The organism is Pantoea sp. (assembly GCF_028283705.1).
Classification (GTDB): domain Bacteria; phylum Pseudomonadota; class Gammaproteobacteria; order Enterobacterales; family Enterobacteriaceae; genus Pantoea.
The window spans coordinates 54,997-81,719 of sequence record NZ_JAPWKD010000022.1 but is presented as its reverse complement, the minus strand read 5'-3'; the positions used below and the strand labels follow the sequence as shown (position 1 = coordinate 81,719).

General features: G+C 55.7%; 24 protein-coding genes and 1 pseudogene. 19 read left to right on the top strand and 6 right to left on the bottom strand.

Going from position 1 to position 26,723, the window contains the following annotated elements; translation table 11 throughout:
• Nucleotides 1–267 precede the first annotated feature (267 nt).
• The 10 genes and pseudogenes from PW844_RS19450 to PW844_RS19410 all read left to right on the top strand — a co-directional run bounded on the left by PW844_RS19450 (nucleotide 268) and on the right by PW844_RS19410 (nucleotide 11,011).
• Nucleotides 268–2,826, top strand: a complete 2,559-nt coding sequence (locus PW844_RS19450; protein ID WP_299455408.1) for a class I adenylate cyclase — start codon at nucleotides 268–270, stop codon at nucleotides 2,824–2,826.
• Nucleotides 2,827–2,947: 121 nt separating this feature from the next.
• Nucleotides 2,948–3,151 carry a lipoprotein gene (locus PW844_RS19445; RefSeq protein ID WP_299455406.1) on the top strand — a complete coding sequence of 68 codons (204 nt, stop codon included), beginning with the start codon at nucleotides 2,948–2,950 and terminating at the stop codon, nucleotides 3,149–3,151.
• 30 nt (nucleotides 3,152–3,181) lie between these two features.
• Nucleotides 3,182–4,006, top strand: coding sequence for a diaminopimelate epimerase (dapF, locus tag PW844_RS19440; RefSeq protein ID WP_084878255.1), 825 nt, complete (start codon nucleotides 3,182–3,184; stop codon nucleotides 4,004–4,006).
• Nucleotides 4,003–4,708, top strand: a pseudogene (locus PW844_RS19435) (DUF484 domain-containing protein). Before dapF ends, PW844_RS19435 begins: the two are co-directional and overlap by 4 nt.
• Nucleotides 4,705–5,613 (top strand): tyrosine recombinase XerC, encoded by a 909-nt coding sequence (gene xerC / locus PW844_RS19430; RefSeq protein ID WP_084871717.1) that lies wholly within the window; start codon nucleotides 4,705–4,707, stop codon nucleotides 5,611–5,613. Before PW844_RS19435 ends, xerC begins: the two are co-directional and overlap by 4 nt.
• Nucleotides 5,613–6,329, top strand: a complete 717-nt coding sequence (yigB, locus tag PW844_RS19425; RefSeq protein WP_299455398.1) for a 5-amino-6-(5-phospho-D-ribitylamino)uracil phosphatase YigB — start codon at nucleotides 5,613–5,615, stop codon at nucleotides 6,327–6,329. Before xerC ends, yigB begins: the two co-directional genes overlap by 1 nt.
• A gap of 55 nt (nucleotides 6,330–6,384) precedes the next feature.
• A complete protein-coding gene (uvrD, locus tag PW844_RS19420) occupies nucleotides 6,385–8,547 on the top strand; it encodes a DNA helicase II (RefSeq protein ID WP_084871719.1) in 2,163 nt (720 codons plus the stop codon).
• A 75-nt stretch (nucleotides 8,548–8,622) separates the two neighbouring features.
• Nucleotides 8,623–8,679 carry a YsgD/CorL family protein gene (ysgD, locus tag PW844_RS29485; protein WP_367187768.1) on the top strand — a complete coding sequence of 19 codons (57 nt, stop codon included), beginning with the start codon at nucleotides 8,623–8,625 and terminating at the stop codon, nucleotides 8,677–8,679.
• A gap of 185 nt (nucleotides 8,680–8,864) precedes the next feature.
• Nucleotides 8,865–9,818: a magnesium/cobalt transporter CorA gene (gene corA, locus PW844_RS19415; protein ID WP_299455395.1), complete on the top strand. Its 954-nt coding sequence runs from the start codon at nucleotides 8,865–8,867 to the stop codon at nucleotides 9,816–9,818.
• 140 nt (nucleotides 9,819–9,958) lie between these two features.
• A complete protein-coding gene (locus tag PW844_RS19410; protein WP_299455393.1) occupies nucleotides 9,959–11,011 on the top strand; it encodes an AbrB family transcriptional regulator in 1,053 nt (350 codons plus the stop codon).
• Here PW844_RS19410 and rarD read toward each other — a convergent pair.
• Both rarD and PW844_RS19400 read right to left on the bottom strand, forming a co-directional pair.
• Nucleotides 10,982–11,881, bottom strand: coding sequence for an EamA family transporter RarD (rarD, locus tag PW844_RS19405; protein WP_299455791.1), 900 nt, complete (start codon nucleotides 11,879–11,881; stop codon nucleotides 10,982–10,984). The genes PW844_RS19410 and rarD overlap by 30 nt on opposite strands.
• A gap of 43 nt (nucleotides 11,882–11,924) precedes the next feature.
• The gene (locus PW844_RS19400; protein ID WP_299455391.1) at nucleotides 11,925–12,395 is read right to left on the bottom strand and encodes a thioesterase family protein; all 471 of its coding nucleotides are present in this window, start codon (nucleotides 12,393–12,395) and stop codon (nucleotides 11,925–11,927) included.
• 190 nt (nucleotides 12,396–12,585) lie between these two features.
• Between PW844_RS19400 and pldA the strand changes: the two genes are divergently transcribed.
• The 3 genes from pldA to rhtC are packed head-to-tail and all read left to right on the top strand — an operon-like array spanning nucleotide 12,586 to nucleotide 15,945.
• A complete protein-coding gene (pldA, locus tag PW844_RS19395) occupies nucleotides 12,586–13,464 on the top strand; it encodes a phospholipase A (protein WP_299455389.1) in 879 nt (292 codons plus the stop codon).
• 21 nt (nucleotides 13,465–13,485) lie between these two features.
• Nucleotides 13,486–15,309 (top strand): ATP-dependent DNA helicase RecQ, encoded by a 1,824-nt coding sequence (gene recQ / locus PW844_RS19390; RefSeq protein WP_299455386.1) that lies wholly within the window; start codon nucleotides 13,486–13,488, stop codon nucleotides 15,307–15,309.
• A 12-nt stretch (nucleotides 15,310–15,321) separates the two neighbouring features.
• On the top strand, nucleotides 15,322–15,945 hold the full coding sequence (rhtC, locus tag PW844_RS19385; protein WP_084871725.1) for a threonine export protein RhtC: 624 nt from the start codon (nucleotides 15,322–15,324) through the stop codon (nucleotides 15,943–15,945).
• Between the two features lie 33 nt (nucleotides 15,946–15,978).
• Here the strand turns inward: rhtC and rhtB are convergent, their stop codons facing one another.
• Nucleotides 15,979–16,602 (bottom strand): homoserine/homoserine lactone efflux protein, encoded by a 624-nt coding sequence (rhtB, locus tag PW844_RS19380; protein WP_299455382.1) that lies wholly within the window; start codon nucleotides 16,600–16,602, stop codon nucleotides 15,979–15,981.
• A 104-nt stretch (nucleotides 16,603–16,706) separates the two neighbouring features.
• Between rhtB and pldB the strand changes: the two genes are divergently transcribed.
• The 3 genes from pldB (at nucleotide 16,707) to PW844_RS19365 (ending at nucleotide 19,536) form a co-directional block, all read left to right on the top strand.
• Entirely contained in the window at nucleotides 16,707–17,699 is a 993-nt protein-coding gene (pldB, locus tag PW844_RS19375) for a lysophospholipase L2 (RefSeq protein ID WP_299455380.1), read from the top strand.
• Between the two features lie 31 nt (nucleotides 17,700–17,730).
• On the top strand, nucleotides 17,731–18,531 hold the full coding sequence (yigL, locus tag PW844_RS19370; protein WP_084871728.1) for a sugar/pyridoxal phosphate phosphatase YigL: 801 nt from the start codon (nucleotides 17,731–17,733) through the stop codon (nucleotides 18,529–18,531).
• A 138-nt stretch (nucleotides 18,532–18,669) separates the two neighbouring features.
• The gene (locus PW844_RS19365) at nucleotides 18,670–19,536 is read left to right on the top strand and encodes a carboxylate/amino acid/amine transporter (protein ID WP_299455377.1); all 867 of its coding nucleotides are present in this window, start codon (nucleotides 18,670–18,672) and stop codon (nucleotides 19,534–19,536) included.
• Here PW844_RS19365 and PW844_RS19360 read toward each other — a convergent pair.
• Together PW844_RS19360 and metR are read right to left on the bottom strand one after the other, a co-directional pair.
• Nucleotides 19,533–20,012: a DUF1456 family protein gene (locus PW844_RS19360; RefSeq protein ID WP_299455375.1), complete on the bottom strand. Its 480-nt coding sequence runs from the start codon at nucleotides 20,010–20,012 to the stop codon at nucleotides 19,533–19,535. The genes PW844_RS19365 and PW844_RS19360 overlap by 4 nt on opposite strands.
• 53 nt (nucleotides 20,013–20,065) lie before the next feature.
• Nucleotides 20,066–20,998: an HTH-type transcriptional regulator MetR gene (metR, locus tag PW844_RS19355; protein ID WP_299455373.1), complete on the bottom strand. Its 933-nt coding sequence runs from the start codon at nucleotides 20,996–20,998 to the stop codon at nucleotides 20,066–20,068.
• Between the two features lie 142 nt (nucleotides 20,999–21,140).
• On the opposite strand from metR, the gene metE reads away from it, so the two are divergent.
• Entirely contained in the window at nucleotides 21,141–23,411 is a 2,271-nt protein-coding gene (gene metE / locus PW844_RS19350; RefSeq protein ID WP_299455371.1) for a 5-methyltetrahydropteroyltriglutamate--homocysteine S-methyltransferase, read from the top strand.
• A 57-nt stretch (nucleotides 23,412–23,468) separates the two neighbouring features.
• Here metE and PW844_RS19345 read toward each other — a convergent pair whose 3' ends face one another.
• Complete coding sequence (locus PW844_RS19345; protein ID WP_299455369.1) at nucleotides 23,469–24,305, bottom strand: dienelactone hydrolase family protein; 837 nt, start codon at nucleotides 24,303–24,305, stop codon at nucleotides 23,469–23,471.
• Nucleotides 24,306–24,606: 301 nt separating this feature from the next.
• Here PW844_RS19345 and udp point away from each other — a divergent pair, with 301 nt between their 5' ends.
• Nucleotides 24,607–25,368 (top strand): uridine phosphorylase, encoded by a 762-nt coding sequence (gene udp, locus PW844_RS19340; RefSeq protein ID WP_084871734.1) that lies wholly within the window; start codon nucleotides 24,607–24,609, stop codon nucleotides 25,366–25,368.
• Nucleotides 25,369–25,453: 85 nt separating this feature from the next.
• A complete protein-coding gene (locus PW844_RS19335) occupies nucleotides 25,454–26,713 on the top strand; it encodes a tetratricopeptide repeat protein (protein WP_299455365.1) in 1,260 nt (419 codons plus the stop codon).
• Nucleotides 26,714–26,723: the final 10 nt, after the last annotated feature.

Sequence of the window (26,723 nt, the reverse complement as noted above, 5' to 3'; positions counted from 1 at the left end):
ATCGTTCACCGAATATCCTATCATCGATGGGGGAATGCTGTCAGATTTCACCGTGATGTCCGGGAAACATTCTGTGGTCTTAGTCCGAAAACACAGGGTAGAGTTCGGAACGTGCTAAACTGTTAAGTAGCGCAACTTTCTTTACGGTCAATCTGCCAGGTGTTAGATTGATCACGTTTCCAGCAATAATTTGCCCGACATCTTTATTATTAAGTGGCAGATTTCGGAAACAGGGTGCTTAACACTGGGACAATCAGGCGAAACGTCTTGTACCTCTACATTGAGACACTGAAACAGAGACTGGATGCTATCAACCAGCTGCGCGTTGACCGTGCGCTGGCTGCGATGGGACCTGCTTTCCAGCACGTCTACAGTCTGCTGCCAACATTATTGCATTATCATCATCCGCTGATGCCGGGTTACCTTGAGGGTAACGTTCCACATGGCATCAGCTTTTACACGCCTGATGAAAACCAGCAGCAGCTGTTGCAGGAGCTGGCGGGTCGTCAGCCGCTGAATCTCAGCACCGATGCCAAAGGCGAAATGCCGATCACCGGCATCTATTCCATGGGCAGCACTTCTTCGGTCGGTCAGAACAGCGTGTCCGATCTCGATATCTGGGTGTGCCACCAATCCTGGCTGGATAATGAAGAACGCCTCAACCTGCAACGTAAATGTACGCTGTTGCAGAAGTGGTGTGTCTCGATGGGCGTGGAAGTCAGCTTCTTCCTGATTGATGAGAACCGTTTCCGTCATAACGAAAGCGGCAGTCTCGGTGCGGAAGATTGCGGCTCGACCCAACATATTTTGCTGCTGGATGAGTTTTACCGTACCGCCGTGCGTATGGCGGGTAAACGCATTCTGTGGAACATGGTGCCCGGTGAAGAAGAGCATCATTATGATGATTACGTCATGTCGCTTTACGCGCAGGGCGTTTTGACGCCGAACGAATGGCTCGATCTCGGTGGTCTCGGCACCTTGTCGGCGGAAGAATACTTCGGTGCCAGCCTGTGGCAGTTGTATAAAAGCATCGACTCCCCCTACAAAGCAGTGCTGAAAACCTTGCTGCTGGAAGCCTATAGCTGGGAATATCCCAACACTCAACTGCTGGCGATGGATATCAAGCAACGCCTGCATGATGGCGAAATCGTCTGCTTCGGTCTTGATCCTTACTGCATGATGCTGGAGCGCGTGACGCGCTACCTTACCAGCATTGACGATTTGGCGCGTCTCGACCTGGTACGTCGCTGCTTCTATCTCAAAGTCTGTGAAAAACTCTCCAGCGAAGAAAACCATCATCGCTCGGGCTGGCGGCGTGAAATTTTATCGCAGCTGGTGCGCGAGTGGGGCTGGGATGATGAGAAGCTGGCGGTGCTGGATAACCGCGCGCAGTGGAAAATCGAACGCGTGCGTGAAGCACACAATGAATTGCTGGATGCGATGATGCAAAGCTATCGCAACCTGATCCGCTTTGCCCGTCGTAACAATTTAAGTGTCAGCGCCAGCCCGCAGGATATTGGTGTGCTGACGCGTAAACTGTATGCCGCGTTTGAAGCGCTGCCGGGTAAAGTGACGCTGGTTAACCCGCAGATCTCCCCGGACCTGTCAGAACCCAATCTGACCTTTATTCATGTCCCGGCAGGCCGGGCCAATCGTGCGGGTTGGTATCTGTATAACCAGTCGCCGGATATGAGTTCCATCATCAGCCATCAGCCGCTGGAATATAACCGCTACCTGAACAAACTGGTGGCGTGGGCGTGGTTCAATGGGCTGCTGACCAGCAAAACCCGTCTGCATATCAAAGGCAACGAGTTCTGTGACCTGCCGCGTTTGCAGGAGCTGGTAAATGATGTTTCGCATCATTTCCCGTTGCGCGTACCGGCACCGACGCCGAAAGCGCTCTACAGCCCGTGTGAAATTCGTCACCTGGCGATTATCGTCAACCTTGAACACGATCCCACCTCGGCATTCCGCAATCAGGTGGTGCATTTTGATTTCCGTAAGCTGGATGTGTTCAGTTTCGGTCAGCAGCAGCAATGCCTGATTGGCAGTATCGATCTGCTGTACCGTAACTCATGGAATGAAGTGCGTACCCTGCATTTCAGCGGTGAGCAGGCGATGATCGAAGCCCTGAAAACCATTCTCGGTAAAATGCATCAGGATGCGGCCCCGCCGGACACGGTCGAAGTGTTCTGCTACAGTCAGCATCTGCGTGGCCTGATTCGTACCCGTGTCCAGCAACTGGTGTCGGAATGCATCGAACTGCGTCTCTCCAGTACGCGTCAGGAGCCGGGCCGTTTCAAAGCGTTGCGTATGGCGGGACAAACCTGGGGACTGTTCTTTGAACGCATGAGTGTGTCGGTGCAGAAACTGGAAAACGCGGTCGAATTCTATGGCGCGATTTCTAACAACAAGCTGCACGGCCTGTCGATTAAGGTGGAGTCGAATCAGACGCCGCTGCCGCCAGTGGTGAATGGCTATGCCAGCGAGGGCATTATTCAGTTCTTCTTCGAAGACACCAATGATGACCGTGGCTTCAACATTTATATCCTTGATGAAAGCAATCGCGTTGAGGTGTATCACCATTGCGAAGGCAGCAAAGAGGAACTGGTGCGTGACGTCAGCCGTTTTTATTCGTCATCACATGACCGCTTCACTTACGGCTCCAGTTTTATCAATTTCAACCTGCCGCAGTTTTATCAAATTGTGAATACCGGCGATCGCTTTCAGGTGATCCCGTTCCGCAGCCAGACCCTGACGCAGCTTTGTGCCACACAGCCTGACAACGACAACGGCGATTTCCAGCCCCGCTACCAAATGCACTGATCCTGCCCGCCCACGCGTGGCAGGTGTCAGACCTGTAACGCGATTGCGGGTATTTCCTGTTGCTTTTACAACGTCAACTGCGATGATAAGCATCCAGGTAAGGACAGAAAGAGCAGACAGAATGAGACAATTGATAAGTCAGCTGGGTATGGTGCTGGCACTGGTCAGCCTGTCAGGCTGTGGCCTGAAAGGACCGCTGTATTTCCCGCCCAAAGATCAGCCGCAAAAGACCAACACACAGGTGACTGAGCAGCAGCAGAAAGCGGCTTCAGCTGCGGATGTGAATGGTTTGGTCACCCAAAAATCAGGTATGCAGGCGAACTAATCTCCTATGAGTAATCCGGCGGAGCAGAAAATGCAGTTCTCGAAAATGCACGGTCTCGGCAACGATTTCATGGTTGTGGACGCCGTGACGCAAAACGTCTTTTTTTCGCCGGAGCTGATTCGCCGTCTGGCGGATCGCCACCTGGGGATCGGTTTCGATCAGCTGCTGATCGTCGAGCCACCCTACGATCCGGACCTCGATTTCCACTATCGTATTTTCAACGCCGACGGCAGTGAAGTGGCGCAGTGCGGCAACGGCGCGCGCTGCTTTGCTCGTTTTGTCCGGCTGAAAGGTTTGACCAACAAAAGCGACATTCGCGTCAGTACGCAAACGGGGCGCATGGTGTTAAGCGTCACCAATGATGAACTGGTGCGCGTTAACATGGGTGAGCCCAACTTCGACCCGCAGCAGGTGCCCTTCCGGGCCAACAAAGCCGAGAACCTGTATCTGCTGCGCGTTGCGGATCAGACGGTGATGTTCGGTGCTGTCTCGATGGGTAACCCGCACTGCGTGATCCAGGTCGAGAGCGTGAAAACCGCGCCGGTGGAAACGCTGGGTCCGATTCTGGAAAGCCATGAGCGTTTCCCGGAACGCGTGAACGTCGGCTTTATGGAAGTGGTCAATCGGGAACACATTCGTCTGCGCGTTTATGAACGCGGCGCGGGTGAAACTCAGGCATGCGGCAGTGGCGCTTGTGCTGCTGTCGCCTGCGGTATTCAGCAGGGCATTCTGGCGGAAAAAGTCCGTGTCGATCTGCCCGGTGGAACGCTGCATATTGCCTGGAAAGGGGCCGGTCAGCCGCTGTTTATGACCGGGCCAGCCACACACGTCTACGATGGGTTTATTCATCTATGAAAAATGTCGAAGAGCAGACCGACAGCGCGGTGCTGCTGGACGATCAGGCGGTCAGCACGTATCTGCGTCAGAACCCCGATTTCTTTATTCGCAATGCGCGCCAGGTCGAACAGATGATGGTGCCGCATCCGGTACGCGGCAGCGTGTCGCTGGTTGAGTGGCATATGGCGCGGCAACGCAACCATATCCAGCAGCTGGAAGAGGAGATCACCCTGTTGATGGAACAGGCGACCGCCAACCATCAGCTGTTTGATCGTCTGCTGTCGTTGCAGGGCCACTCTGGCCACTGCCGATAGTTTGCAGGATATGCTGACTCGTCTGCATCGCTGGGCGCGCGAGCTGGGTCTGGCGGGTGCGAATGTGCGGCTGTTCAGCGATAAATGGCACATTGGCGCGCCGTCCGATTTCACCCAACTGGGCCTGTCACGCCAGGCGTTTGAACCGTTACGGATTCAGCGCTTCGGTAATGAACAGCATTATCTCGGCCACCTGAATGGCCCGGAACTGTTGCTGCTGTTGCCGCAGGCGAAAGCCATCGGCTCGGTAGCGATGTCGCTGATGGGCGATCATGGTGAGCTGGGCGTATTAATCTTCAGCAGCCGTGACAACCAGCATTATCAGGCCGGAATGGGAACGCTGCTGCTGCAGCATCTGGCGCTGATGCTGCCGGAATTGTTGTCACGCTGGGTAGAGCGTGCATGAGTAGTGACAGTCCGCTGCTACCTGCCGTTGAGGGCTTTCTGCGTTACCTGAAAGTGGAGCGCCAGCTCAGCCCGTTGACGCAGGAAAATTATGCGCGCCAGCTTAAGGTGATTATCAGCCAGGCCGATGAGATGAAAATCACCGCCTGGAGTCAGCTGGAACCGGCGCAGGTGCGGAATATTGCCGCCCGCAGCCGTCGCGCGGGTTTAGGCCCGAGCAGCCTGGCGTTACGCATGTCGGCGCTGCGCAGTTTTCTTGACTGGCAGGTCAGACAAGGCCAGTTGAGCGGCAATCCGGCAAAAGGGATCTCTACTCCGCGCAATGCGCGCCATCTGCCGAAAAATATGGATGTCGATGAGGTTAACCAGCTGCTGGAAATTGACCTCAACGATCCGCTGGCGGTGCGCGATCGCGCCATGCTGGAAACCATGTACGGCGGGGGATTACGTCTGTCGGAGCTGGTGAATATGGATCTGCGCCATCTCGATCTCGACAGCGGTGAGGTCCGGGTGGTGGGTAAAGGCAGTAAAGAGCGCCAGGTACCGATTGGTGGCACTGCCGTGACCTGGCTGCAGCACTGGCTGCCGTTGCGCGACAGCTTTGCGCCGCAGGATGATGCGGTGTTTGTCTCCAATCGCGGCAGCCGTATTTCCGCGCGTAACGTGCAGAAACGCTTCGCCGAGTGGGGGATTAAACAGGGCGTTGCCAGCCATATCCACCCGCATAAACTGCGCCACTCCTTTGCCACCCATTTGCTGGAATCGAGCGGCGATTTACGCGCGGTGCAGGAGCTGCTCGGCCATGCCAATCTCTCGACCACGCAAATCTATACCCATCTTGATTTCCAGCATCTGGCAACGGTGTACGATTCAGCCCATCCGCGTGCCAAACGAGGAAAGTCGTAATGAAGTTTTATCGTCCGCTGCGTCAGATCAAAGCGATCACTTTTGATCTCGACGACACCTTATATGACAACCATCCGGTGATCCGCAAAACCACCGCAGAATCCCATGCCGCGTTGCAGGCTTATCACCCGGCATTGGGTGATTTCACCCCGGCGGATTACCAGGCGCTGCGTGATGAATTGCTGGTACGCGAGCCGGAGATTTATCACGATGTGTCCGAATGGCGCCGTCGCTCGGTAGAGCTGGCGCTGATCAATGTCGGCCTTTCTGCTGCTGAAGCCACCGTCGGTGCCAGTGAAGTGATGAGCGTGTTTCACCGCTGGCGGAGCGAGGTGGAGATGCCGGAAGAGACGCATGCGACGCTGACCGCACTGGGCAACAAAATCCCGCTGGTGGCGATCACCAACGGCAATGCCAATCCGGAAAAACTCGGCCTCTCCTGCTATTTTGAGTTTGCGCTGCGCGCCGGGCCGCATGGTCGCGCTAAGCCGTGGCAGGATATGTATCATCTCGCCTCAGAGCGTTTAGGCATTGCGCCGGAACATATTCTGCATGTCGGTGATGATCTCACCACCGATGTGGCCGGTTCACTGCGCGCCGGGATGCAGGCATGCTGGATTAACCTGCGTGACGGCAACCTGATGCAGATTGACGATGCGCGACTGCTGCCACACGTTGAAATTTCGCAGTTGGCATCACTGACCTCGCTGCTATAATAAACATCTGTAAATCCATCCAGTATCTGGATGTTCTCTTTTTAAAACGGTGCTTATGGACGTTTCTGATCTGCTTAACGGCTTAAATGACAAACAGCGCGAGGCGGTCGCCGCGCCGCGCAGCAACCTGCTGGTGCTGGCCGGAGCAGGCAGTGGCAAAACCCGTGTACTGGTGCATCGCATTGCCTGGCTGTTGTCGGTGGAGAACTGCTCGCCTTACTCAATTATGGCGGTCACCTTTACCAACAAAGCGGCTGCGGAGATGCGTCATCGTATCGATCAACTGATCGGCACCAGCCAGGGCGGCATGTGGATCGGCACTTTCCACGGCCTGGCGCACCGTTTACTGCGCGCCCACCATCTTGATGCGGGGCTGCCGCAGGATTTCCAGATCCTCGATAGCGAAGATCAGCTGCGTTTGCTGAAGCGCCTGATCAAAGCGATGAACCTTGATGAGAAACAATGGCCTGCGCGTCAGGGCATGTGGTACATCAACGGCAAAAAAGATGAAGGTCTGCGTCCAAAACATATCGAAAGCTACGGTAATCCGGTCGAGCAAACCTGGCTGCGGATTTATCAGGCTTATCAGGAAGCCTGCGATCGTGCTGGGTTGGTGGATTTTGCCGAGCTGCTGCTGCGCGCGCATGAGCTATGGCTTAACAAGCCGCATATCCTCAACCATTATCGCGAGCGTTTTAGCAACGTGTTGGTGGACGAATTCCAGGATACCAACAACATCCAGTACGCGTGGATTCGTATGCTGGCGGGTGACACTGGCCGGGTGATTATCGTCGGTGATGATGACCAGTCGATTTACGGCTGGCGCGGTGCCCAGGTGGAAAACATCCAGCGCTTTTTGCAGGATTTCCCCGGTGCGGAAACCATCCGTCTGGAGCAGAACTATCGCTCCACCAATAATATCCTGAAAGCGGCTAACGCCCTGATTGCCAATAACAACGGACGACTCGGCAAAGAGTTGTGGACCGACGGCAGTGATGGCGAACCGATTTCACTTTATTGTGCCTTTAACGAGCTGGACGAAGCCCGCTTCGTCGTCAATCGCATCAAAGCCTGGCATGAGAACGGCAACGCCCTGAACGACTGCGCCATTCTCTATCGCAGCAACGCCCAGTCGCGTGTGCTGGAAGAGGCGCTGTTGCAGGGCAGCATGCCGTACCGTATATACGGCGGCATGCGCTTCTTCGAGCGTCAGGAAATTAAAGACGCGCTGGCTTATCTGCGGCTGATGGCTAACCGCAACGACGATGCGGCGTTTGAGCGCGTGGTGAATACGCCGGTGCGTGGCGTCGGTGATCGTACCCTCGATGTGGTGCGTCAGACGGCGCGCGAGCAGCAACTGACCCTATGGCAGGCGACGCGTGAACTGCTGCAAAACAAGGTGCTGGCTGGCCGTGCCGCGGCGGCGCTGCAACGTTTCTGCGAACTGGTGGACTCACTGGCGAGTGAAACCGCCGAACTGCCGCTGCATGTGCAGACTGACCGGGTGATCAAAGATTCCGGTTTGTGGCTGATGTACGAGCAGGAGAAGGGCGAAAAAGGTCAGGCACGCATCGAAAACCTTGAGGAACTGGTGACGGCAACGCGCCAGTTCAGCTATCAGGATGAAGACGAAGATTTGATGCCGCTGCAGGCGTTTCTCTCCCATGCCGCGCTGGAGGCGGGGGAAGGCCAGGCAGACAAATGGCAGGACGCGGTGCAACTGATGACGCTGCACTCCGCAAAAGGGCTGGAGTTCAGCCAGGTCTTTATCGTCGGCATGGAAGAGGGCATGTTCCCCAGCCAGATGTCGCTGGACGAAGGTGGCCGCCTCGAAGAGGAGCGTCGTCTGGCCTACGTTGGCGTCACGCGTGCGATGGAAAAACTGACGCTGACCTATGCCGAAACCCGTCGTCTTTATGGTAAGGAAGTGTATCACCGCCCCTCGCGTTTCATTGGCGAGCTGCCGGAGGATTGCGTGGAAGAGGTGCGTTTGCGCGCCAGCGTCAGTCGTCCGGTCAGCCATCAGCGGATGGGAACGCCGGTGGCGAAAAACGACAGTGGCTTCGCGCTCGGCCAGCGTGTACGCCATGCCAAATTTGGCGAAGGCACCATTATTAACCTCGAAGGCAGCGGTGAACACAGCCGTCTGCAGGTCGCTTTTCAGGGACAGGGCATCAAGTGGCTGGTGGCCGCCTATGCCCGCCTGGAAACGGTGTAGCGCGGTTGCGCTGCCTTGACGACTTTTTCGTCTCAGCGTAACATGCGCGCACTATTATCATGAGAGGACAACGCCTTGGACACGCCCAGTCGATGCTGGCTCAATTACCTGGTTCACAGGAATAACATCTAAGGCTACCTCTTATTAGCTGGTAGCCTTAGCGGTTATCAGCGACCTCCCGCTTTTTCCGTCGCATGAGTCAGCACTGATGTACCCCTGAAGCGAAAGTTTCGGTGTTCAGGCTTTGCCGTGCCCGTTTTGCGTAAGCGAATCGGTTCACCGCCTTGTCCCATAAAGTCTGCAATGGGGATATTGCTATGCTGAGCGCATTTAAACTGGATCGCAGCCGCCTGACGCGCCTCGAACTGGATGACCAAAACGAAAAGCTCAACACGTCAGTGTGGGTCGATCTGATCGAGCCGGATGAAGGTGAGCGTGATCTGGTGCAAAGCGAGTTGGGCCAGAGCCTGGCGACACGGCCAGAACTGGAAGACATCGAAGCCTCGGCGCGTTTTTTTGAAGATGAAGATGGCCTACACATTCACTCATTTTTCTTCTATGAAGACGCGGAAGACCATGCCGGTAACTCGACGGTGGCGTTTACCATCCGTGAAGATCGCCTGTACACCCTGCGTGAGCGTGAGTTGCCAGCGTTTCGCCTGTATCGCATGCGCGCACGTAACCAGACGCTGATCGACGGTAACGCCTTCGAGCTGTTGCTCGACCTGTTTGAGACCAAAATCGAACAGCTGGCGGATGAGATTGAGAACATTTATAGCGCGCTGGAAAAACTCAGTCGCGTGATTATGGAGGGGCAGCAGGGCGAAGAGTATGACCTGGCGCTGTCACGTCTCGCGGAACTGGAAGATATCGGCTGGAAGGTGCGTTTGTGTCTGATGGATACCCAGCGTGCACTTAACTTCCTGGTACGTAAAGCCCGCTTGCCTGCGAACCAGCTGGAGCAGGCACGCGAAATCCTGCGCGATATCGAATCTCTCCTGCCGCACAATGAATCGCTGTTCCAGAAGGTTAACTTCCTGATGCAGGCAGCGATGGGTTTTATCAACATCGAGCAGAACCGCATCATTAAGATCTTCTCGGTGGTGTCGGTGGTCTTCCTGCCGCCAACGCTGGTCGCTTCCAGCTACGGGATGAACTTCGAGTTTATGCCGGAACTGAAATGGAGCTTCGGCTACCCGGCAGCAATTGGACTGATGATCCTCGCGGGTCTGGCACCCTATCTCTACTTCAAACGTAAAAACTGGTTGTAACATTGCGCGATAAATCGCGCCGCTACGCATGCAATATGTAACAATTCCGGGGCCGTCTATACGGCCCGATTTTCTGGCTATACATCACATTTCTGCGTAATCTGTACCCTCATTTTTATTAACATTTACCCTTCCACCCTATGGCGCATCTCTCTTTGCGACAGCAATGGACCATTCTGCTGATTGCTTCTCTGATTCTGGGCATTATCTTCCAGCTGTTTCACCTGCCTGCGGCATTGTTGCTCGGTCCAATGATTGTTGGAACCGTGATGGGATTATCGGGTGCTGCGGTACGCATCGATAAACGCTTCTTTGTGCTGGCTCAGGCGGTACTGGGCTGCATGATTGGGCAAACCTTATCGCCCGCCATTTTGCCGCCACTGTTGCAAGACTGGCCGGTGGTGATGGCGGTGCTGGCACTGACGCTAGCCGCCAGTGGGCTGTCAGGCTTTCTACTGGTCCGCTTCAGCAATCTGCCTGGCCCTACCGGGGCCTGGGGATCGTCGCCCGGCGGTGCGTCGGCAATGGTGGCGATGGCCGGAGATTTTGGCGCAGACGTGCGACTGGTGGCTTTTATGCAGTACCTGCGCGTGCTGTTTGTGGCGACGGCAGCGGCAGTCGTGGCGCGTATCGGTCTGGGTAATGGCGGTGGCAGCGCCGACCTGGTGTGGTTCCCGGCACTGCACAGCAGCTTTGCCCTGACGCTGGTGGTGATGGTGGTCGGAGCCTGGCTGGGACAAAAGCTGCGGATTCCGTCCGGTGCATTGTTATTACCGGCGTTGATCGGCGCGACCTTGCAGGGAACGGGGGTGGCGACCTTACAGGTGCCGGAATGGTTACTGGCGCTGGCTTATGCGCTGATTGGCTGGAGCGTGGGGCTGCGCTTTACCCGTCCGATTTTCCTGCTGGCGCTGCGTACCTTGCCGCAAATGGTGGTATCGATAATCGGCCTGATGCTGTTGTGTGGCGGGCTGGCCTGGATGCTGACACGCGTGCTGCATGTGGATCTGATGACCGCTTACCTGGCAACCAGCCCTGGCGGGCTGGATACCGTAGCGATTATTGCGGCGGGGAGCCAGGTCGATATTGCCTTTGTCATGGCGTTGCAGACCTTACGCCTGTTCACCATTCTGCTCACTGGCCCGGCCCTGGCGCGTTTTATTTCACGCTATGCGCACGCGCGTGCGAGCTGAAACAACAACCGCATCAAGGATAAATATGGCGAGTGCCAGCCAGATAAAACCAAAGGTCACCATTTTATCGGGCGTGACGGTCTCGCCATAAAACACCACAGCTAGCAGGAACATCAGCGTCGGACCGAGGTACTGGAAAAAGCCGATGGTCGATAAACGCAGGCGCGTACAGGCAGCGGCAAACAGCATCAGCGGGACGGTAGTGACGACACCGGCGGCCACCAGTTTGAGATTGAGGCTCAGGGGGTTAGCGCTCAGATGGCTGGTGGCGCTGTCGGCAAAACCAAACAGGTAGATTGCCGCCAGCGGGAACAGCCACAGCGTCTCAATCAACATGCCGCTCTGGGCATCAACCTGAATCTTCTTGCGCATCAGGCCGTAGAACGCAAAGCTCAACGCCAGCCCCAGCGCGATAACCGGCACCGAGCCAAATTGCCACAGCTGCACCAGTACACCGGTGGTAGCGAGAAACACCGCCAGCCATTGCAGACGGCGGAAACGCTCGCGCATAAATAACATCCCCAGCACCACGTTAATCAGCGGGCTAATAAAGTAACCCAGGCTGGCTTCAAGGATATGCTGATTATTCACTGCCCAGATATACAGCAGCCAGTTGCCACCGATGGTCACGGCGGTTAATGCCAGCAACAGCACCTTCTTCGGCTGGCGTAACACGCTGCACACCTGATTCCAGTTGCGGCTCAGGGTAATCAGCAGCAGCATAAACAACGCTGACCAGATAACGCGGTGCGTCATGATTTCCAGCTGGGGGACCACTTTGACCAGCTTAAAGTAGGCGGGAGCGATACCCCAGAGAAAGTAGGCACCGAGCGCATAGCCAATGCCCTGGCGCGTTTGTTGCGTATCCATCATTTATTCCAGAAAAGCGGCGATTCTCGCACGTCGTGGGTGATTAACCAATCAGGTAAGTTGCAGTAGCCGTGGCGATATAATCGCCCTGCTGGTTGTGCAGTTCTACACGCGCCACTGCCACCTTGTTACCTGCGCGTAGCAGGCTGCTGGTGGCGATGAAGCGCTCACCGCGCCCCGGGCGCAGATAATCCACGCGCATATCGATAGTTCCCATACGAGACAGCCGCTGACGCAGCTCCTCTTCGCTGATACTTTCCTGACGCGTCAGCGAATGGCTGACACACACCAGCCCGGCAGCAACATCCAGCACTGAGGCGATCACGCCACCGTGCAAAATACGTTGTGCCGCATTGCCGACCAGCATGGTTTTATTGGCAAAACCCAGTTCAGCGTATTCAGGTTCCAGCCGATCCAGCTCCAGCCCGAGGGCCTGATTAAACGGCATATGATAAACAAAAATTTCGCCAATCAGACGGCGTGCTTCCTGCGGTGTCAGCATGGGTGATGACATGGTGATGGCCTTCAAATGTCCCCGCGTGGGGCGATAGATGTTAATGAGTTGTGTATATTATGCCGCGTTTGGGCTGCTTTCCAGTTTCAGAAATCGTCACTCATCAGAGCGTAAGTTTGTGTGTAGAATGACCTGCTTTTTTAAACCGTTATTCAACGATTTTGTTAGGCAGTGCCCACTGGAGAATTTTATGCGTAAGCATCGCGCCTTGCTGGCAGCGGCCCTGTTACTTCCTGCCCTGGCGCAGGCTGATGAAGCCACGATCAAAGAAGTTCATGATGCCCCGGCGGTTAAGGGCAGTATTATTGCCAACCTGCTGGAGAAACACGATAACCCATTCGTGCTTTATCCTTACGAAAACAACTATCTGCTTTACACCTACACCAGTAGCATGAATAAAGAGGCGATATCCTCGTACGACTGGGCAGACAAAGCGAAAAAAGATGAAGTAAAATTCCAGCTCAGTCTGGCCTTTCCGCTGTGGCGCGGTATTCTGGGCGACAATTCGGTACTGGCGGCCTCCTATACGCAACGTTCCTGGTGGCAGCTGTCAAACCGTGGTGCATCATCACCGTTCCGTGAAACCAACTATGAGCCGCAGATTTTCCTCGGCTGGGCCACGGACTACACTCTGGGTGGCTGGACATTACGTGATGTGGAAATGGGTCTGAACCATGAGTCGAATGGTCGCAGCGATCCGACTTCACGCAGCTGGAACCGTGTGTATGCGCGCCTGATGGCGGAGAATGGCAATTTCCTCGCGGAGATCAAACCCTGGTATCGTATCCCGGAAAGCGCCAGCAATGACGACAATCCGGACATCACCAAATATATGGGCTACTACCGCGCGAAGCTGGGCTACATGCTTGGCGACAGCATCTTTAGCGTGGAAGGCAATTACAACTGGAACAGTGGCTACGGCGGTGCAACCTTCGCCTGGAGTTACCCGATCAGCGAGCATGTGCGTTTTTACACCCAGCTGTTTAGCGGCTACGGTGAATCGCTCATCGACTACAACCACCGCCAGACGCGCGTGGGTGTGGGCGTGACGCTCAACGATCTGTTCTGATAAGCAAAAAACAGGATTACCGTGGCAACATCGGCAGTGCTCAATCAGGAAACGCTGGCGCAGCAGGTATTACAGGATACCTTCGGCTACCAGCAATTTCGTCCCGGCCAGCAAACCATTATTGAAACGGCGCTGGCAGGGCGCGATTGCCTGGTGGTTATGCCCACCGGCGGTGGCAAATCGCTGTGTTATCAAATCCCGGCATTGGTGCGCGAAGGGTTAACCCTGGTGGTATCGCCACTGATCTCGTTGATGAAAGATCAGGTGGATCAACTGCTGGCGAACGGCGTGGCGGCTGCCTGTCTTAACTCGACGCAGACGCGTGAGCAGCAGCAGCAGGTGTTTGCCGACTGTCGCACCGGCCGTTTGAAACTGCTCTACATCGCGCCTGAACGCCTGATGATGGATAACTTCCTCGACAGCCTGCACCACTGGAATCCGGTGATGCTGGCGGTGGATGAAGCGCACTGCATCTCTCAATGGGGTCACGATTTCCGTCCGGAATATGGTGCGCTGGGCCAGCTGCGCCAGCGTTTCCCGGATCTGCCGGTGATGGCACTGACGGCCACCGCCGACGAAACCACGCGTAATGACATCGCGCATTTGTTGCAGATGGACGATCCGCTGATTCAAATCAGCAGCTTCGACCGCCCCAACATCCGCTACACGCTGGTGGAGAAGTTTAAGCCTACCGAGCAGCTGCTGCGTTACGTACAGGATCAGCGTGGTAAAAGCGGCATCATTTACTGCAACAGCCGCGCCAAAGTGGAAGACACGGCGGCACGGTTGCAAAGTCGCGGCCTGAGCGTAGGGGCCTATCATGCCGGTATCGACAGCGCCCAGCGTGCGCGGGTACAGGAAGCGTTTCAGCGCGATGATCTGCAAATCGTGGTGGCCACCGTTGCGTTTGGGATGGGGATCAACAAACCCAACGTGCGTTTTGTGGTGCACTTTGATATCCCGCGCAATATCGAATCCTACTATCAGGAAACCGGTCGTGCCGGGCGTGATGGTTTGCCGGCAGAAGCGATGATGCTGTATGACCCGGCGGATATGGCGTGGCTGCGTAAATGTCTGGAAGAGAAAGCACCGGGTCCGTTGCAGGATATTGAGCGGCATAAACTCAATGCGATGGGGGCGTTTGCCGAAGCACAAACCTGTCGCCGTCTGGTGTTGCTTAACTACTTTGGTGAAGGGCGTCAGCAGCAATGCGACAACTGCGATATCTGCCTCGATCCGCCACGCCGCTACGATGGCCTGGTGGAAGCGCAGAAAGCGCTTTCCGGCATTTATCGCACAGGGCAGCGTTTTGGTATGGGCTATATTGTTGAAGTTTTGCGCGGTGCCAGTAACCAGCGTATTCGCGACAATGGTCACGATAAACTGCCGGTGTACGGTATTGGTCGCGATCAAAGCACCGAACATTGGGTCAGTGTGCTGCGTCAGCTGATTCACCTCGGTATGGTGACGCAGAATATCGCCATGCACTCCGCCTTACAACTCACCGAAGCGGCGCGCCCGGTATTACGTGCCGAAGTGCCGCTGATGCTGGCGGTGCCGCGAATTGTGACGGTGAAAACCCGCAGCAGCTCACCGAAGGTGTACGGTGGCAATTACGATCGCAAACTGTTTGCCAAGCTGCGCAAGTTGCGCAAAGCGATAGCCGACGAAGAGAATATCCCGCCTTACGTGGTATTTAACGATGCCACGCTGATTGAAATGGCAGAACAAATGCCGGTGAGCGCGTCAGAAATGCTGAGCGTGAACGGTGTCGGTCATCGCAAGCTGGAGCGCTTTGGTAAGCCGTTCCTGGTGATGATCAAAGAACATCTTGATGAAGAGTAAAGGAAAAAAAGCATGTTGATGTTATTCGCTACCGTCGCGCTGGTGCACCTGGTGGCGTTGATGAGTCCCGGCCCGGACTTTTTCTTTGTTTCGCAAACGGCCGCCAGCCGTTCGCGTAAAGAAGCGATGATGGGTGTGCTGGGTATTACGCTGGGTGTGATGGTGTGGGCCGGTGTGGCGTTGATGGGCCTGCATCTGATCATGGAAAAAATGGCGTGGCTGCATCAGATCATTATGGTCGGCGGTGGTCTCTACCTGCTGTGGATGGGCTGGCAGCTGATGCGATCGGCGCGCCAGCGTCATAAACAACCCCAGGTTGATGCACCGGTGGTTGAGTTGCCAAAAAGGGGCATGAGTTTCCTGAAAGGTTTGTTGACCAACCTCTCCAATCCCAAAGCGATTATCTATTTTGGCAGCGTGTTCTCGCTGTTTGTTGGCAATGATGTGGGGGCACTGGAGCGTTGGGGATTATTCCTGCTGATTCTGGTGGAAACCTTTGCCTGGTTTACCGTGGTGGCGGCGATTTTTGCCCTGCCGTGGATGCGCGATAAATATCAGCGCATGGCGAAGTGGGTGGATGGCATGGCAGGTGTATTGTTTGCCGGTTTCGGCATCCACCTGATCATTTCGCGTTAAGCGAAAGGGTCGCCATGAATGGCGACCCTGCGATTACGCAATACGGCGTGCGCTGGCTAGCAGCGCGCCTACCGCCATAAATAATCCGCCGAAGGTGCGGTTCATCGCCTTCATCTGTTTCGGGCCTTTAATCCAGCCAGCAATGCGGGTTGCCAGCGTGGCGTAACCAATCATCACGATAATATCGACGACGACGGTGGTGACGCCGAGCACCAGATATTGCATCAACTGCGGCTTATGCGGCTGAATAAATTGCGGGAACAACGCAGCAAGAAACACGATGCTTTTGGGGTTGGTGAGGTTAACCAGCACCGCGCGCTTAAACAAACGGCGACGTGGCATCGCTTTGGCGACGGCATTGAGATCCAGCGCGCCACCCGAGCGCCACTGCTGAATGCCCAGCCAGACCAGATAGGCCGCACCCGCCCATTTCAGGATTTCGAACGCCAGCACCGACTGGGAAAACAGCGCACCAAGACCCGCGCCCACCAGCACGATATGCACGGAAAGGCCAAGTTGCAGGCCGGAGATCGACGCGACTGCGCCGCGATAGCCGTGGCTGATACCGGTACTCATGGTATTAATTGCGCCAGAGCCGGGTGACAGGCTCAGGATGGTTGTGGTTAACAGGTAGGTTAACCACCATTCAATGGTCATGTGTGACATTCCCTGAAGTTAGCGAAGTGTGACACAATACGCCAGAAAATCGCGGCACGCTATGGAGTGGATGTGCGGCGTTGACGTTTTTTTCCGGGGGGCGGATGCAGCAGATAAAACAGAGTTGGCTCAGGCGTGAAAAGGCGTTTGCTTCCTTTGCCACCGGTCCGCTGCTCGACTTCTGGCACCGTCGCGAAGAGCGTGAATTTACCGGCGTGGGCAATCTCATCATTCGCTATGTGCGCTTCACTTCTCCGCAACATCGCCGTGTCATTCTGATCGTTCCCGGACGCATCGAGAGCTATATCAAATACCCGGAGCTGGCCTACGATCTGTTCCATTGCGGCTTTGATGTGGTGATCATCGACCATCGCGGCCAGGGACGTTCAGACCGTCTGCTGGAGGACTCTCACCGTGGCCATGTGGTGGAGTTCACCGATTATGTCGATGATTTGGAAACGCTGTACCTGAAAGAGATCGTCAGTGGTCATTACCGGCAACGCTATGCGCTGGCGCACTCGATGGGTGGGGCGATCCTCGCGCTGTTTCTGGCGCGTCAGCCACGGGCGTTTCATGCGGTGGCGTTGTCAGCACCGATGTTCGGCATCACCCTGCCGCTGCCACCGTTTCTGGCGCACCGTATCCTCGACTGGGCAGAGAAAATGCCTGCCCTGCGTGACGGTTACGCCCTGGGGACCGGGCGCTGGCGTGCCCATCCGTTCGGTATCAACCAACTGACACACAGCCGGGAACGCTATCGCCGCAATTTACGTTTTTATGCCGATGATCCGGCGATTCGCGTCGGCGGCCCAACCTACCATTGGGTGAGGGAAGGGGTGCAGGCCGGACGTAACATCATCAGCCAGGTGAATAACATCACCACGCCAATGCTGCTGATGCAGGCCAGCGAAGATCGGGTGGTGGATAACCGCTCGCAGGCTTTGTTTTGTGAGGCGATGGCGGCGGCAGGGCATCCCTGCGAAGGCGTCACGCCCTATGTGATTGAGGGTGCGCGACATGAGATCCTGTTTGAAACAGACGCGATGCGCGCCCAGGCGCTAAACGCCGTGGTCGATTTTTTTGCACGCCACGTTTAATTGATTATTGATACCTACAACCGAGGTTTACATGTACCACATCGTCGCATCCGACCTGGATGGCACGCTGCTTTCTCCGGACCATCGCCTGACACCTTTTGCTCGCAGTACCTTGCAGGAGCTGGTGGCACGCGATGTTCATTTCGTCTTTGCCACCGGTCGTCACTATATCGATGTGGGACAAATGCGCGACAGTCTCGGCATCCCGGCTTATATGATCACCTCCAACGGTGCGCGTGTGCATAACGCCGACGGCGAACTGATTTTCAGCCACAATCTGGATGCCGATATCGCGCAGGATTTGTATGGCCTGAAATATCATGATGAGCAGGTGCTGACCCACGTTTACCGTGATGACGAATGGTTTATTAGCCGCCATCGCCCGGCCGAGCAGGATTACTTCCGCGAGTCGGTGTTTAACTACCAGGTGTATCAGCCCGGCATGTTGCCGACGGATGGCATCAGCAAAGTGTTCTTTACCTGCGACGAACCGGAGCATCTGATCCCGATGGAACAGGCGATTGAAGCGCGCTGGGGCGATCGGGTTAACGTCAGTTTCTCGCTGCCGACTTGTCTGGAAGTGATGGCGGGTGGCGTTTCCAAGGGGCACGCGTTGGAAGCCGTGGCGAAGCAGCTCGGCTATTCACTGAAAGAGTGTATCGCCTTTGGTGACGGTATGAACGATGTGGAGATGCTCAGCATGGCGGGCAAGGGCTGCATCATGCGCAATGCGCATCAGCGCCTGAAAGACACCTTGCCAGCGCTGGAAGTGATTGGCAGCAACGCCGAAGACGCGGTGCCACATACGCTGCGTAAGCTGTTCCTGGCGTAATCATTAATTGATACGGTCGCCATTTATGGCGACCGATTAACAAATGGTTATTTTAAGGTCGCTTGTAAACCAGATAATTCAACCAGACAGCGACAGTTTGTTTACACTAGCGGCACTGTTCATTTTGGGGTCGTTATTGTGCCGTTATTGATCGTTACCACCATTCTGTGGGCTTTTTCCTTTAGTTTTATCGGGGAATATCTGGCGGGTCAGGTGGATTCCTGGTTCTCGGTGCTGATGCGTCTGGCGCTGGCAGCCATTGTCTTTCTGCCCTTCCTGCGCTGGCGTGGTTATCGCGCCTCGACCATCCTGCTGTATATGCTGGTGGGGATGCTGCAATTGGGCATCATGTACCTGCTCAGCTTTGAAGCCTACCTCTATCTCAGCGTGACGGAATTCCTGTTATTTACCGTCATGACGCCGCTGTATGTCACCCTGATATACGATCTGCTCAGCCGACGCCCGTTGCGTATTGGCTACGCCTTCAGTGCCTTGCTGGCGGTGGTCGGCGCAGCGATTATTCGTTATGACAAAGTCAGCGACCACTTCTGGTTTGGTCTGTTGCTGGTGCAGGCGGCGAATATCTGTTTTGCCATCGGCATGGTGGGTTACAAGCGTTTGCAGGAGACGCGCCCGATGCCGCAGCACACCGCGTTTTCCTGGTTCTACCTTGGCGCAGTGATCATTGCGGTGATTGCCTGGTGCCTGTGGGGCAACCCCAACAAGCTACCGACCACCTCGCTGCAATGGGGCATTCTGGTGTGGCTGGGCGTGGCCGCGTCCGGGTTGGGCTACTTTATGTGGAACTATGGCGCTACCCAGGTGGATGCAGGCACACTGGGTATCATGAACAATATGCATGTGCCGGCAGGATTGCTGGTAAACCTGGCGATCTGGCAGGAAAAACCACACTGGCCGAGCTTTATCGCCGGGGCCATTGTGATCTTCGCTTCACTTTATGTGCATAAACGCTGGGTACTGGGAAAAACCGCGACCAGCCATTAAGCCTTTTTGACAGGGGCCGGGCGCTGCACCAGCGTCAGCCCTTTCAAAAAGTTACGCAGAATCTGGTCACCGCATTCGCGGTAATTCTTATGATCCGGATTACGGAAAATTGCGCCGATCTCCGCCTGAGAAACCTTAAAGTTTGCCTTCAGCAAGATCTCGGGAATGTCCGTGGTTTTCAGGGCAAACGCGATACGTAACTTCTTCAGGAAGATATTGTTGTTCATGCGGCGCTCAATCGATGGCGCAGGCGCATCTTCGCTCTTACCACGACGATGGAAAATCAAACCGTTGAGGAAATAACCCATCAGCACATCCGGGCAGGGACGATACGCCGCGTCATCATCTTTCTTCAGCCACGCCTGCACATCTTCCAGTGGCACATCGCAACTCGCCAGGGCGAAAATCTCCACCACTTTGCTGTCGCTTAAATCCAGCATATAGCGCACGCTGCGCAGCACATCGTTATTGGTCATGGTGAAAATCTCCTGGTCACGGGTTGAGGCGGCGCATTATAGAGTAGGCCGTTTCAGGAAGACAGCGGTTGTAACGAACCGGGGCGCGATGCATCGCGCACAAAAGGCAGATGATCACAGGCATGCTGGCGGGCAAAACGCGCGAACGCCTCCAGCACCGGCTGACGCTGCTCACCGTCACGCATTGCCGCGTACAAACGGCTCCACAACCCTTCACCCAGCGTTTTGGTCACCACCAATCCCTGATGTTCAAAACTCTCCACGACCCAGTGGGGCAGCGCCGCAATCCCCATGCGCGCTGACACCATCTGGATCATCAGCAACGTATTATCGACACTCTTCAGCGCCGGGCTTACCCCTGCCGGCTGCAAAAAATGCCGCCAGATATCCAGCCGCTGACGCTGTACCGGATAAATCAGCAGGACTTCATCCGCTAAATCTTCCGGCGAAATATGTTCGCGCTGCGCCAGCGGATGATCCGGTGCCAGCACCAGCCGTACTTCGTAATCAAACATCGGGGAATAGAACAACCCGCTGCGTGGCAAAATATCGGAGGTCAACACCACATCCAGCTCGCCCTGCTGCAACGCGGGTTGCGGGTCGAATGTCACGCCGGATTTAAAATCCATCACCACCTGCGGCCAGCTCTGACGGAAATTATTCAGCGCTGGCGTCAGCCACTGAATACAGCTATGGCACTCAATGGCGATGCGCAACGTCGTCTGATGCGGCTCATGGCAAGCCTGCAACGCCTGCTGAATCTGCGGCAGTATCTGCTCAGCCAGCTGCAACAGGATCTCCCCCTGTGGTGTAAAACGTAGCGGCTGGCTCTTGCGCACAAACAGGCGAAAGCCCAGCCGCTGCTCCAGGTCGCTGAACTGATGAGATAACGCCGATTGCGTTTGATGAAGCTGAGCGGCGGCGGCGGCCAGAGAGCCGGTATGCCGTAACGCTTGCAGCGTCCGCAGGTGTTTGAGTTCGATCATGAGAATCCTTCACATCGAGATTGAACAATTTGCGCTTGAGGAACATACAGTACCCGCAGAATATAGCGGTGTAAACATCTGGACGGCTAAACATCTGATTGTAACCTAAGCTGCTCAATAAAGAATACCTGGAGGACATCAAATGACCATTCTGAACCATACACTCGGTTTTCCTCGCATCGGTCTGCGTCGTGAATTGAAAAAAGCCCAGGAAAGTTATTGGGCAGGTAACAGCTCACAGGAAGATTTGCTGGCCGTGGGGCGTGAGCTGCGTGCACGTCACTGGCAACAACAGAAAGAAGCGGGCGTGAACCTGCTACCGGTGGGCGACTTCGCCTGGTACGATCACGTACTCACTACCAGCCTGCTGTTGGGCAACGTACCGGCCCGCCACCAGAATAAAGACGGCTCCGTTGACCTCGATACCCTGTTCCGCCTCGGCCGTGGTCGTGCACCGACCGGCGCACCAGCAGCCGCCGCCGAAATGACCAAATGGTTCAACACCAACTATCACTACATGGTGCCAGAATTCACCCAGGGTCAGCAGTTCAGACTGACCTGGACCCAGCTGCTGGACGAAGTGGACGAAGCGCTGGCGCTCGGGCATAAAGTTAAACCCGTGCTACTCGGCCCGGTCACTTACCTGTGGTTGGGTAAAGTCAAAGGCGAACAGTTTGATCGCCTTTCGCTGCTGAAAGACATCCTGCCGGTTTATCAACAGGTGCTGGCTGAACTGAAACAACGCGATATCGAATGGGTGCAGATTGATGAGCCAGCGCTGGCGCTGGAACTGCCGCAGGAATGGCGTGCCGCGTTCAAACCGGCTTACGACGCGTTGCAGGGCAAAACCAAACTGCTGCTGACCACCTACTTCGACAGCATCGGCCAGAACCTTAATGTGATCAAAGCGCTGCCAGTGCAGGGGCTGCATGTTGACCTGGTGCATGGCAGAGATGATATCCAGCACATCAACCAGCAACTGCCAGCAGAATGGCTGCTGTCTGTTGGGGTGATCAACGGTCGTAACGTCTGGCGTGCCGACCTCAGCAGTTGGTTCGAACGCCTGCAACCGCTGGTGGGACAACGCAAACAACTGTGGATCGGCTCTTCCTGCTCCCTGCTGCACAGCCCGATCGACCTGAGCGTGGAAACCCGTCTCGATGACGAAGTGAAAAGCTGGTTTGCTTTTGCCCTGCAAAAATGTGCTGAGTTGTCCCTGCTGAGTAACGCGCTGAACAGCAACGATGCAAAATCCCTCGAAGCCTGGAGTGCGCCAATCCGTGCCCGTGCCCACTCCAGCCGTGTGCATAACGCCGCTGTGGCGGCGCGTCTGGCAAAAATCCAGGCCAAAGATACCGAGCGTAACAGCGCCTACACCGAGCGTGCTCAGGCGCAGCGCAACCGCTTCCATCTGCCAGCATGGCCAACCACCACCATTGGTTCATTCCCGCAGACCACTGAAATCCGTGGCCTGCGTCTCGACTTCAAAAAAGGCAACATTGATGGCGGTCACTATCGCACCGGTATCGCTGAGCACATCAAACAGGCGATTGTGGAACAGGAACGTCTGGGGCTTGACGTGCTGGTACACGGTGAAGCCGAGCGTAACGACATGGTTGAATATTTCGGCGAAAACCTCGACGGTTTCGTGTTCACTCAGAACGGCTGGGTACAGAGCTACGGTTCACGCTGCGTAAAACCGCCGGTGATTATCGGAGACGTCAGCCGCCCGGCAGCCATCACCGTAGAGTGGGCGAAATATGCCCAGTCGCTGACCGACAAACCGGTTAAAGGCATGCTCACCGGTCCGGTCACTATCCTGTGCTGGTCGTTTCCGCGTGAAGACGTTAGCCGAGAAACCATCGCCAAACAAATTGCACTGGCGCTGCGCGATGAAGTGGCTGACCTGGAAAAAGCCGGTATCGGCATCATCCAGATTGACGAACCGGCGCTGCGTGAAGGTCTGCCGCTGCATCAGTCCGACTGGGCTGCCTACCTCACCTGGGCGGTCGATGCGTTCCGCCTCAACGCGGCGGTGGCGCAGGATGACACCCAGATCCACACCCATATGTGTTATTGCGAGTTCAACGACATCATGGACTCCATCGCCGCGCTGGATGCAGACGTGATCACCATCGAAACCTCACGTTCCGATATGGACCTGCTGGATGCGTTTAAAGAATTCTCATACCCGAACGAAATCGGCCCAGGGGTGTATGACATCCACTCACCGAACGTACCCAGTGTGGCGTGGATGGAAGACCTGTTGCGTAAAGCGGCGCTGAGTATTCCGGAAGAGCGTCTGTGGGTGAACCCGGACTGCGGCCTGAAAACCCGTGGCTGGACGGAAACCCGTCAGGCTCTGGCCAATATGGTCGAAGCGGCGAAAAAACTGCGCGGTGAAACCGCGTAATCGTTGGATAAAATGTTGTGTTGATACGTTGGGGCGCGCAAGCGCCCCCTTTTTTTATTACGCGTCTGGTGCAACGCCATACTGCTTAAACCAGGCAAGCATTCGCACCCAGCCATCCTGCGCCGATTCCGCGTGATAGCTCGGACGATAATCAGCGTGGAAGGCATGGCCCGCATCCGGATAGACCACGATCTCCGCTTTGGCATTGGCGGCACGCAGCGCCTGGCGCATCAGCTCAACGCTCTCCAGCGGAATCCCTTCATCCTGACCGCCGTACAGGCCCAGCACCGGCGCATTTAAATCGACGGCGATATCAATCGGATGCTTTTGCTGCTTCAGCGTCTTGTCGCCAATCAGGCGACCATACCAGGCAACCGCTGCGCGCACCTGCGGGTTGTGCGCCGCGAACAGCCAGCTAATGCGTCCACCCCAGCAGAAGCCGGTAATGCCCATACGACGGATATCACCGCCGTTACGTGCGGCCCAGTTGGCGACGTGGTCGAGGTCCGACAGCACCTGTGAATCCGGCACTTTACTCACCAGCTCTTTAAACAGGGTCGGGATATCGTGGTATTCACTGGGATCGCCTTCACGGAAATACAGTTCTGGTGCCACCGCCAGATAACCCTCCAGCGCCAGCCGACGGCAGACATCACGAATATGCTCATGTACGCCAAAAATCTCCTGCACCACTAACACCACTGGCAGTGTGCCTTCATACTCTTTTGGCCGGGCATAATACGCTGGCAGGTTTTCCCCCTGGCTGGGGACCGAGGTTTCTCCGCTATGGATCGCCTCGCTGTGGGTAAGAATGGTGGTGCTCGCAGTCGGTTGTACGGCGGGGGCAAAGCCGCCAGTTGCAGATTTTTGTGCCATATTGTCTTCGGTTTTCATTGTTCTCTCCGTGCTAACAATCGCGCAATCACGTAACTATAGCCTGGCCGCTGTGGCCGGGCGGGTGTAGGGAGCAGAGGGGTTACGCATGAGTTCTTCCTCTTCTATTAACATTGCCGTTTAAACTTACACAGCACAGCTTGTAGCAATTCAGAATGGCAGACGATCAATGTGTGATTCCTATCACGTTATTTTTTTCTGATAATGTAACTTTCATTATCGATAGTGAAATTAGTCACATATTTATCCCGCCTGCTGACGTAAAGTGGCGCGCATATCCCTTATCTACCAGGAGTCTGTTATGGCCCAGTCTGACGTTTTCCACCTTGGCATCACCAAAGCCGACCTGAAAGGAGCCACGCTGGCCATCGTTCCCGGCGATCCTGAGCGCGTAAAGAAAATCGCTGCGCTGATGGACAACCCGCAGCACCTGGCGTCGCATCGTGAATTCACCACTTATCTGGCCGAGGTGGACGGCAAACCGGTAGTGGTTTGCTCCACCGGCATTGGTGGCCCGTCAACCTCCATCGCAGTGGAAGAACTGGCCCAGCTCGGTGTGCGTACCTTCCTGCGCGTCGGCACCACCGGTGCCATCCAGCCGAATATCAATGTGGGTGATGTGCTGGTCACCACGGCTTCGGTTCGTCTGGACGGTGCCAGCCTGCATTTCGCGCCGATGGAATTCCCGGCGGTCGCTGACTTCACCTGTACCACGGCGCTGGTCGCAGCGGCAGAAGCCTGTGGTGCGAAGACCCACATTGGCATCACCGCCTCCTCTGACACCTTCTATCCCGGCCAGGAACGTTACGACACCTTCTCAGGCCGTGTGGTCAGCCGCTTCCAGGGCTCGATGAAAGAGTGGCAGCAAATGGGCGTCCTCAACTATGAGATGGAATCCGCTACACTGTTAACCATGTGCGCCAGCCAGGGGCTGCGAGCCGGTATGGTGGCGGGCGTCATCGTGAATCGTACGCAGAAGGAGATCCCGGACGCGGCGACCATGAAACAGACTGAAAGCGACGCGGTGAAAATTGTAGTCGAAGCGGCGCGTCGGTTGATCTAGCGCGCCCGGTAACCGGCGATTTTCAGATTTCGTCGGTTACCTGAAACGGATGCGCGTAAATTCAGCGGATAACTGAGAAATTTCTATGCGCAAAACGGTTCCTGTTCAACGTCCTGCCTTTATGGTCAGCCCTCAGGCGCGTGTCGAAGATGCGGCAGCGCGTTTCCGCCATGCGATGGCGGCGGCTGATTTCCCTGTCGCGCGTCAGTGCTGTGAAGAAGTGTTGCGTGTTATGCCGCACAACATGCAGGTGCTAAGTGATTATGCGCTGGCGTTGATGCGTGTTGGCGAATACCAGAAATCCTGGAAAACCTACCAGAAAATCTATCAGGCTACGGCGGATAAGCGGGCGCAGGCGGCGGAAACCTGGCTTGACGGTCTCACCGAAGTCTGTGGCTGGCTTAACAAGCCGGATGAGGTGGCGCGTTACGGGCTGGAATCGTTGCAGCAATCCGACCGGAAATTCAGCGCCGGGCAAAAGCACCCTTTGCCAGCCGAAGCACCACCAGCCTTTGCGGCGTCTCGCCCACAGGAAAATATCATTGCCTTCAGCCTGTATGGCGACCAGCCACGCTATTGCGAAACCCTGATAAAAAATGTCGAGGTGGCACGCGAGCTTTACCCGGCGTGGACCTGCCGTATCTGGCTGGATGACAGCGTACCGCAACATGTCTGGCAGCGTCTGGCGCAACCTAATGTACAGCTGGTGGATATGTCGCACGAGAAAACGCTGTTTCCCACCCTGTGGCGCTTCCTGGTGATGGATGATGCCCGCGTCAAACGTTTTATCGTGCGGGATGCGGATTCGCTGCTTTCCGAGCGCGAACTGGCCGCAGTGGAGGCCTGGCTGCAATCACCCTATTGGTTCCACCATATGCGTGACTACTTTACCCACACCGAATTGCTGCTGGCGGGAATGTGGGGCGGGTGTAACGGCGTATTCAGCAACATCGAACAGCAGATGCGTGATTTTATTACCCGCTACCAGGGTAGCGAACGTTTTACCGATCAGTATTTCCTCAAACTGGCGTTGTGGCCAACGGTACGCGACAGCCTGCTCAGTCACGACGATATTTTCCATTTTCACCAGGCTGAAGCCTGGCCCGCTCATGATCCCATTCGCTGGCAGACTGACCGTTTTCATGTCGGCAGCAACGCGGGATTCTCCAGCATGGCAGGTAAAGCCAGCCATGCCGATGCGGCGATGCAGCAGGTTGAACTGACTTATGGCGACCAGCGCTGGTGTTATCCGGCAAAAGTGCGTGGCGGTGAATGGGCGTTACCGATGCCTTTTTTCCTGATTGATGCATGGAAAGCGGGTGAACTTACGGTGCAGGCGCTATAAGCCTGCCATC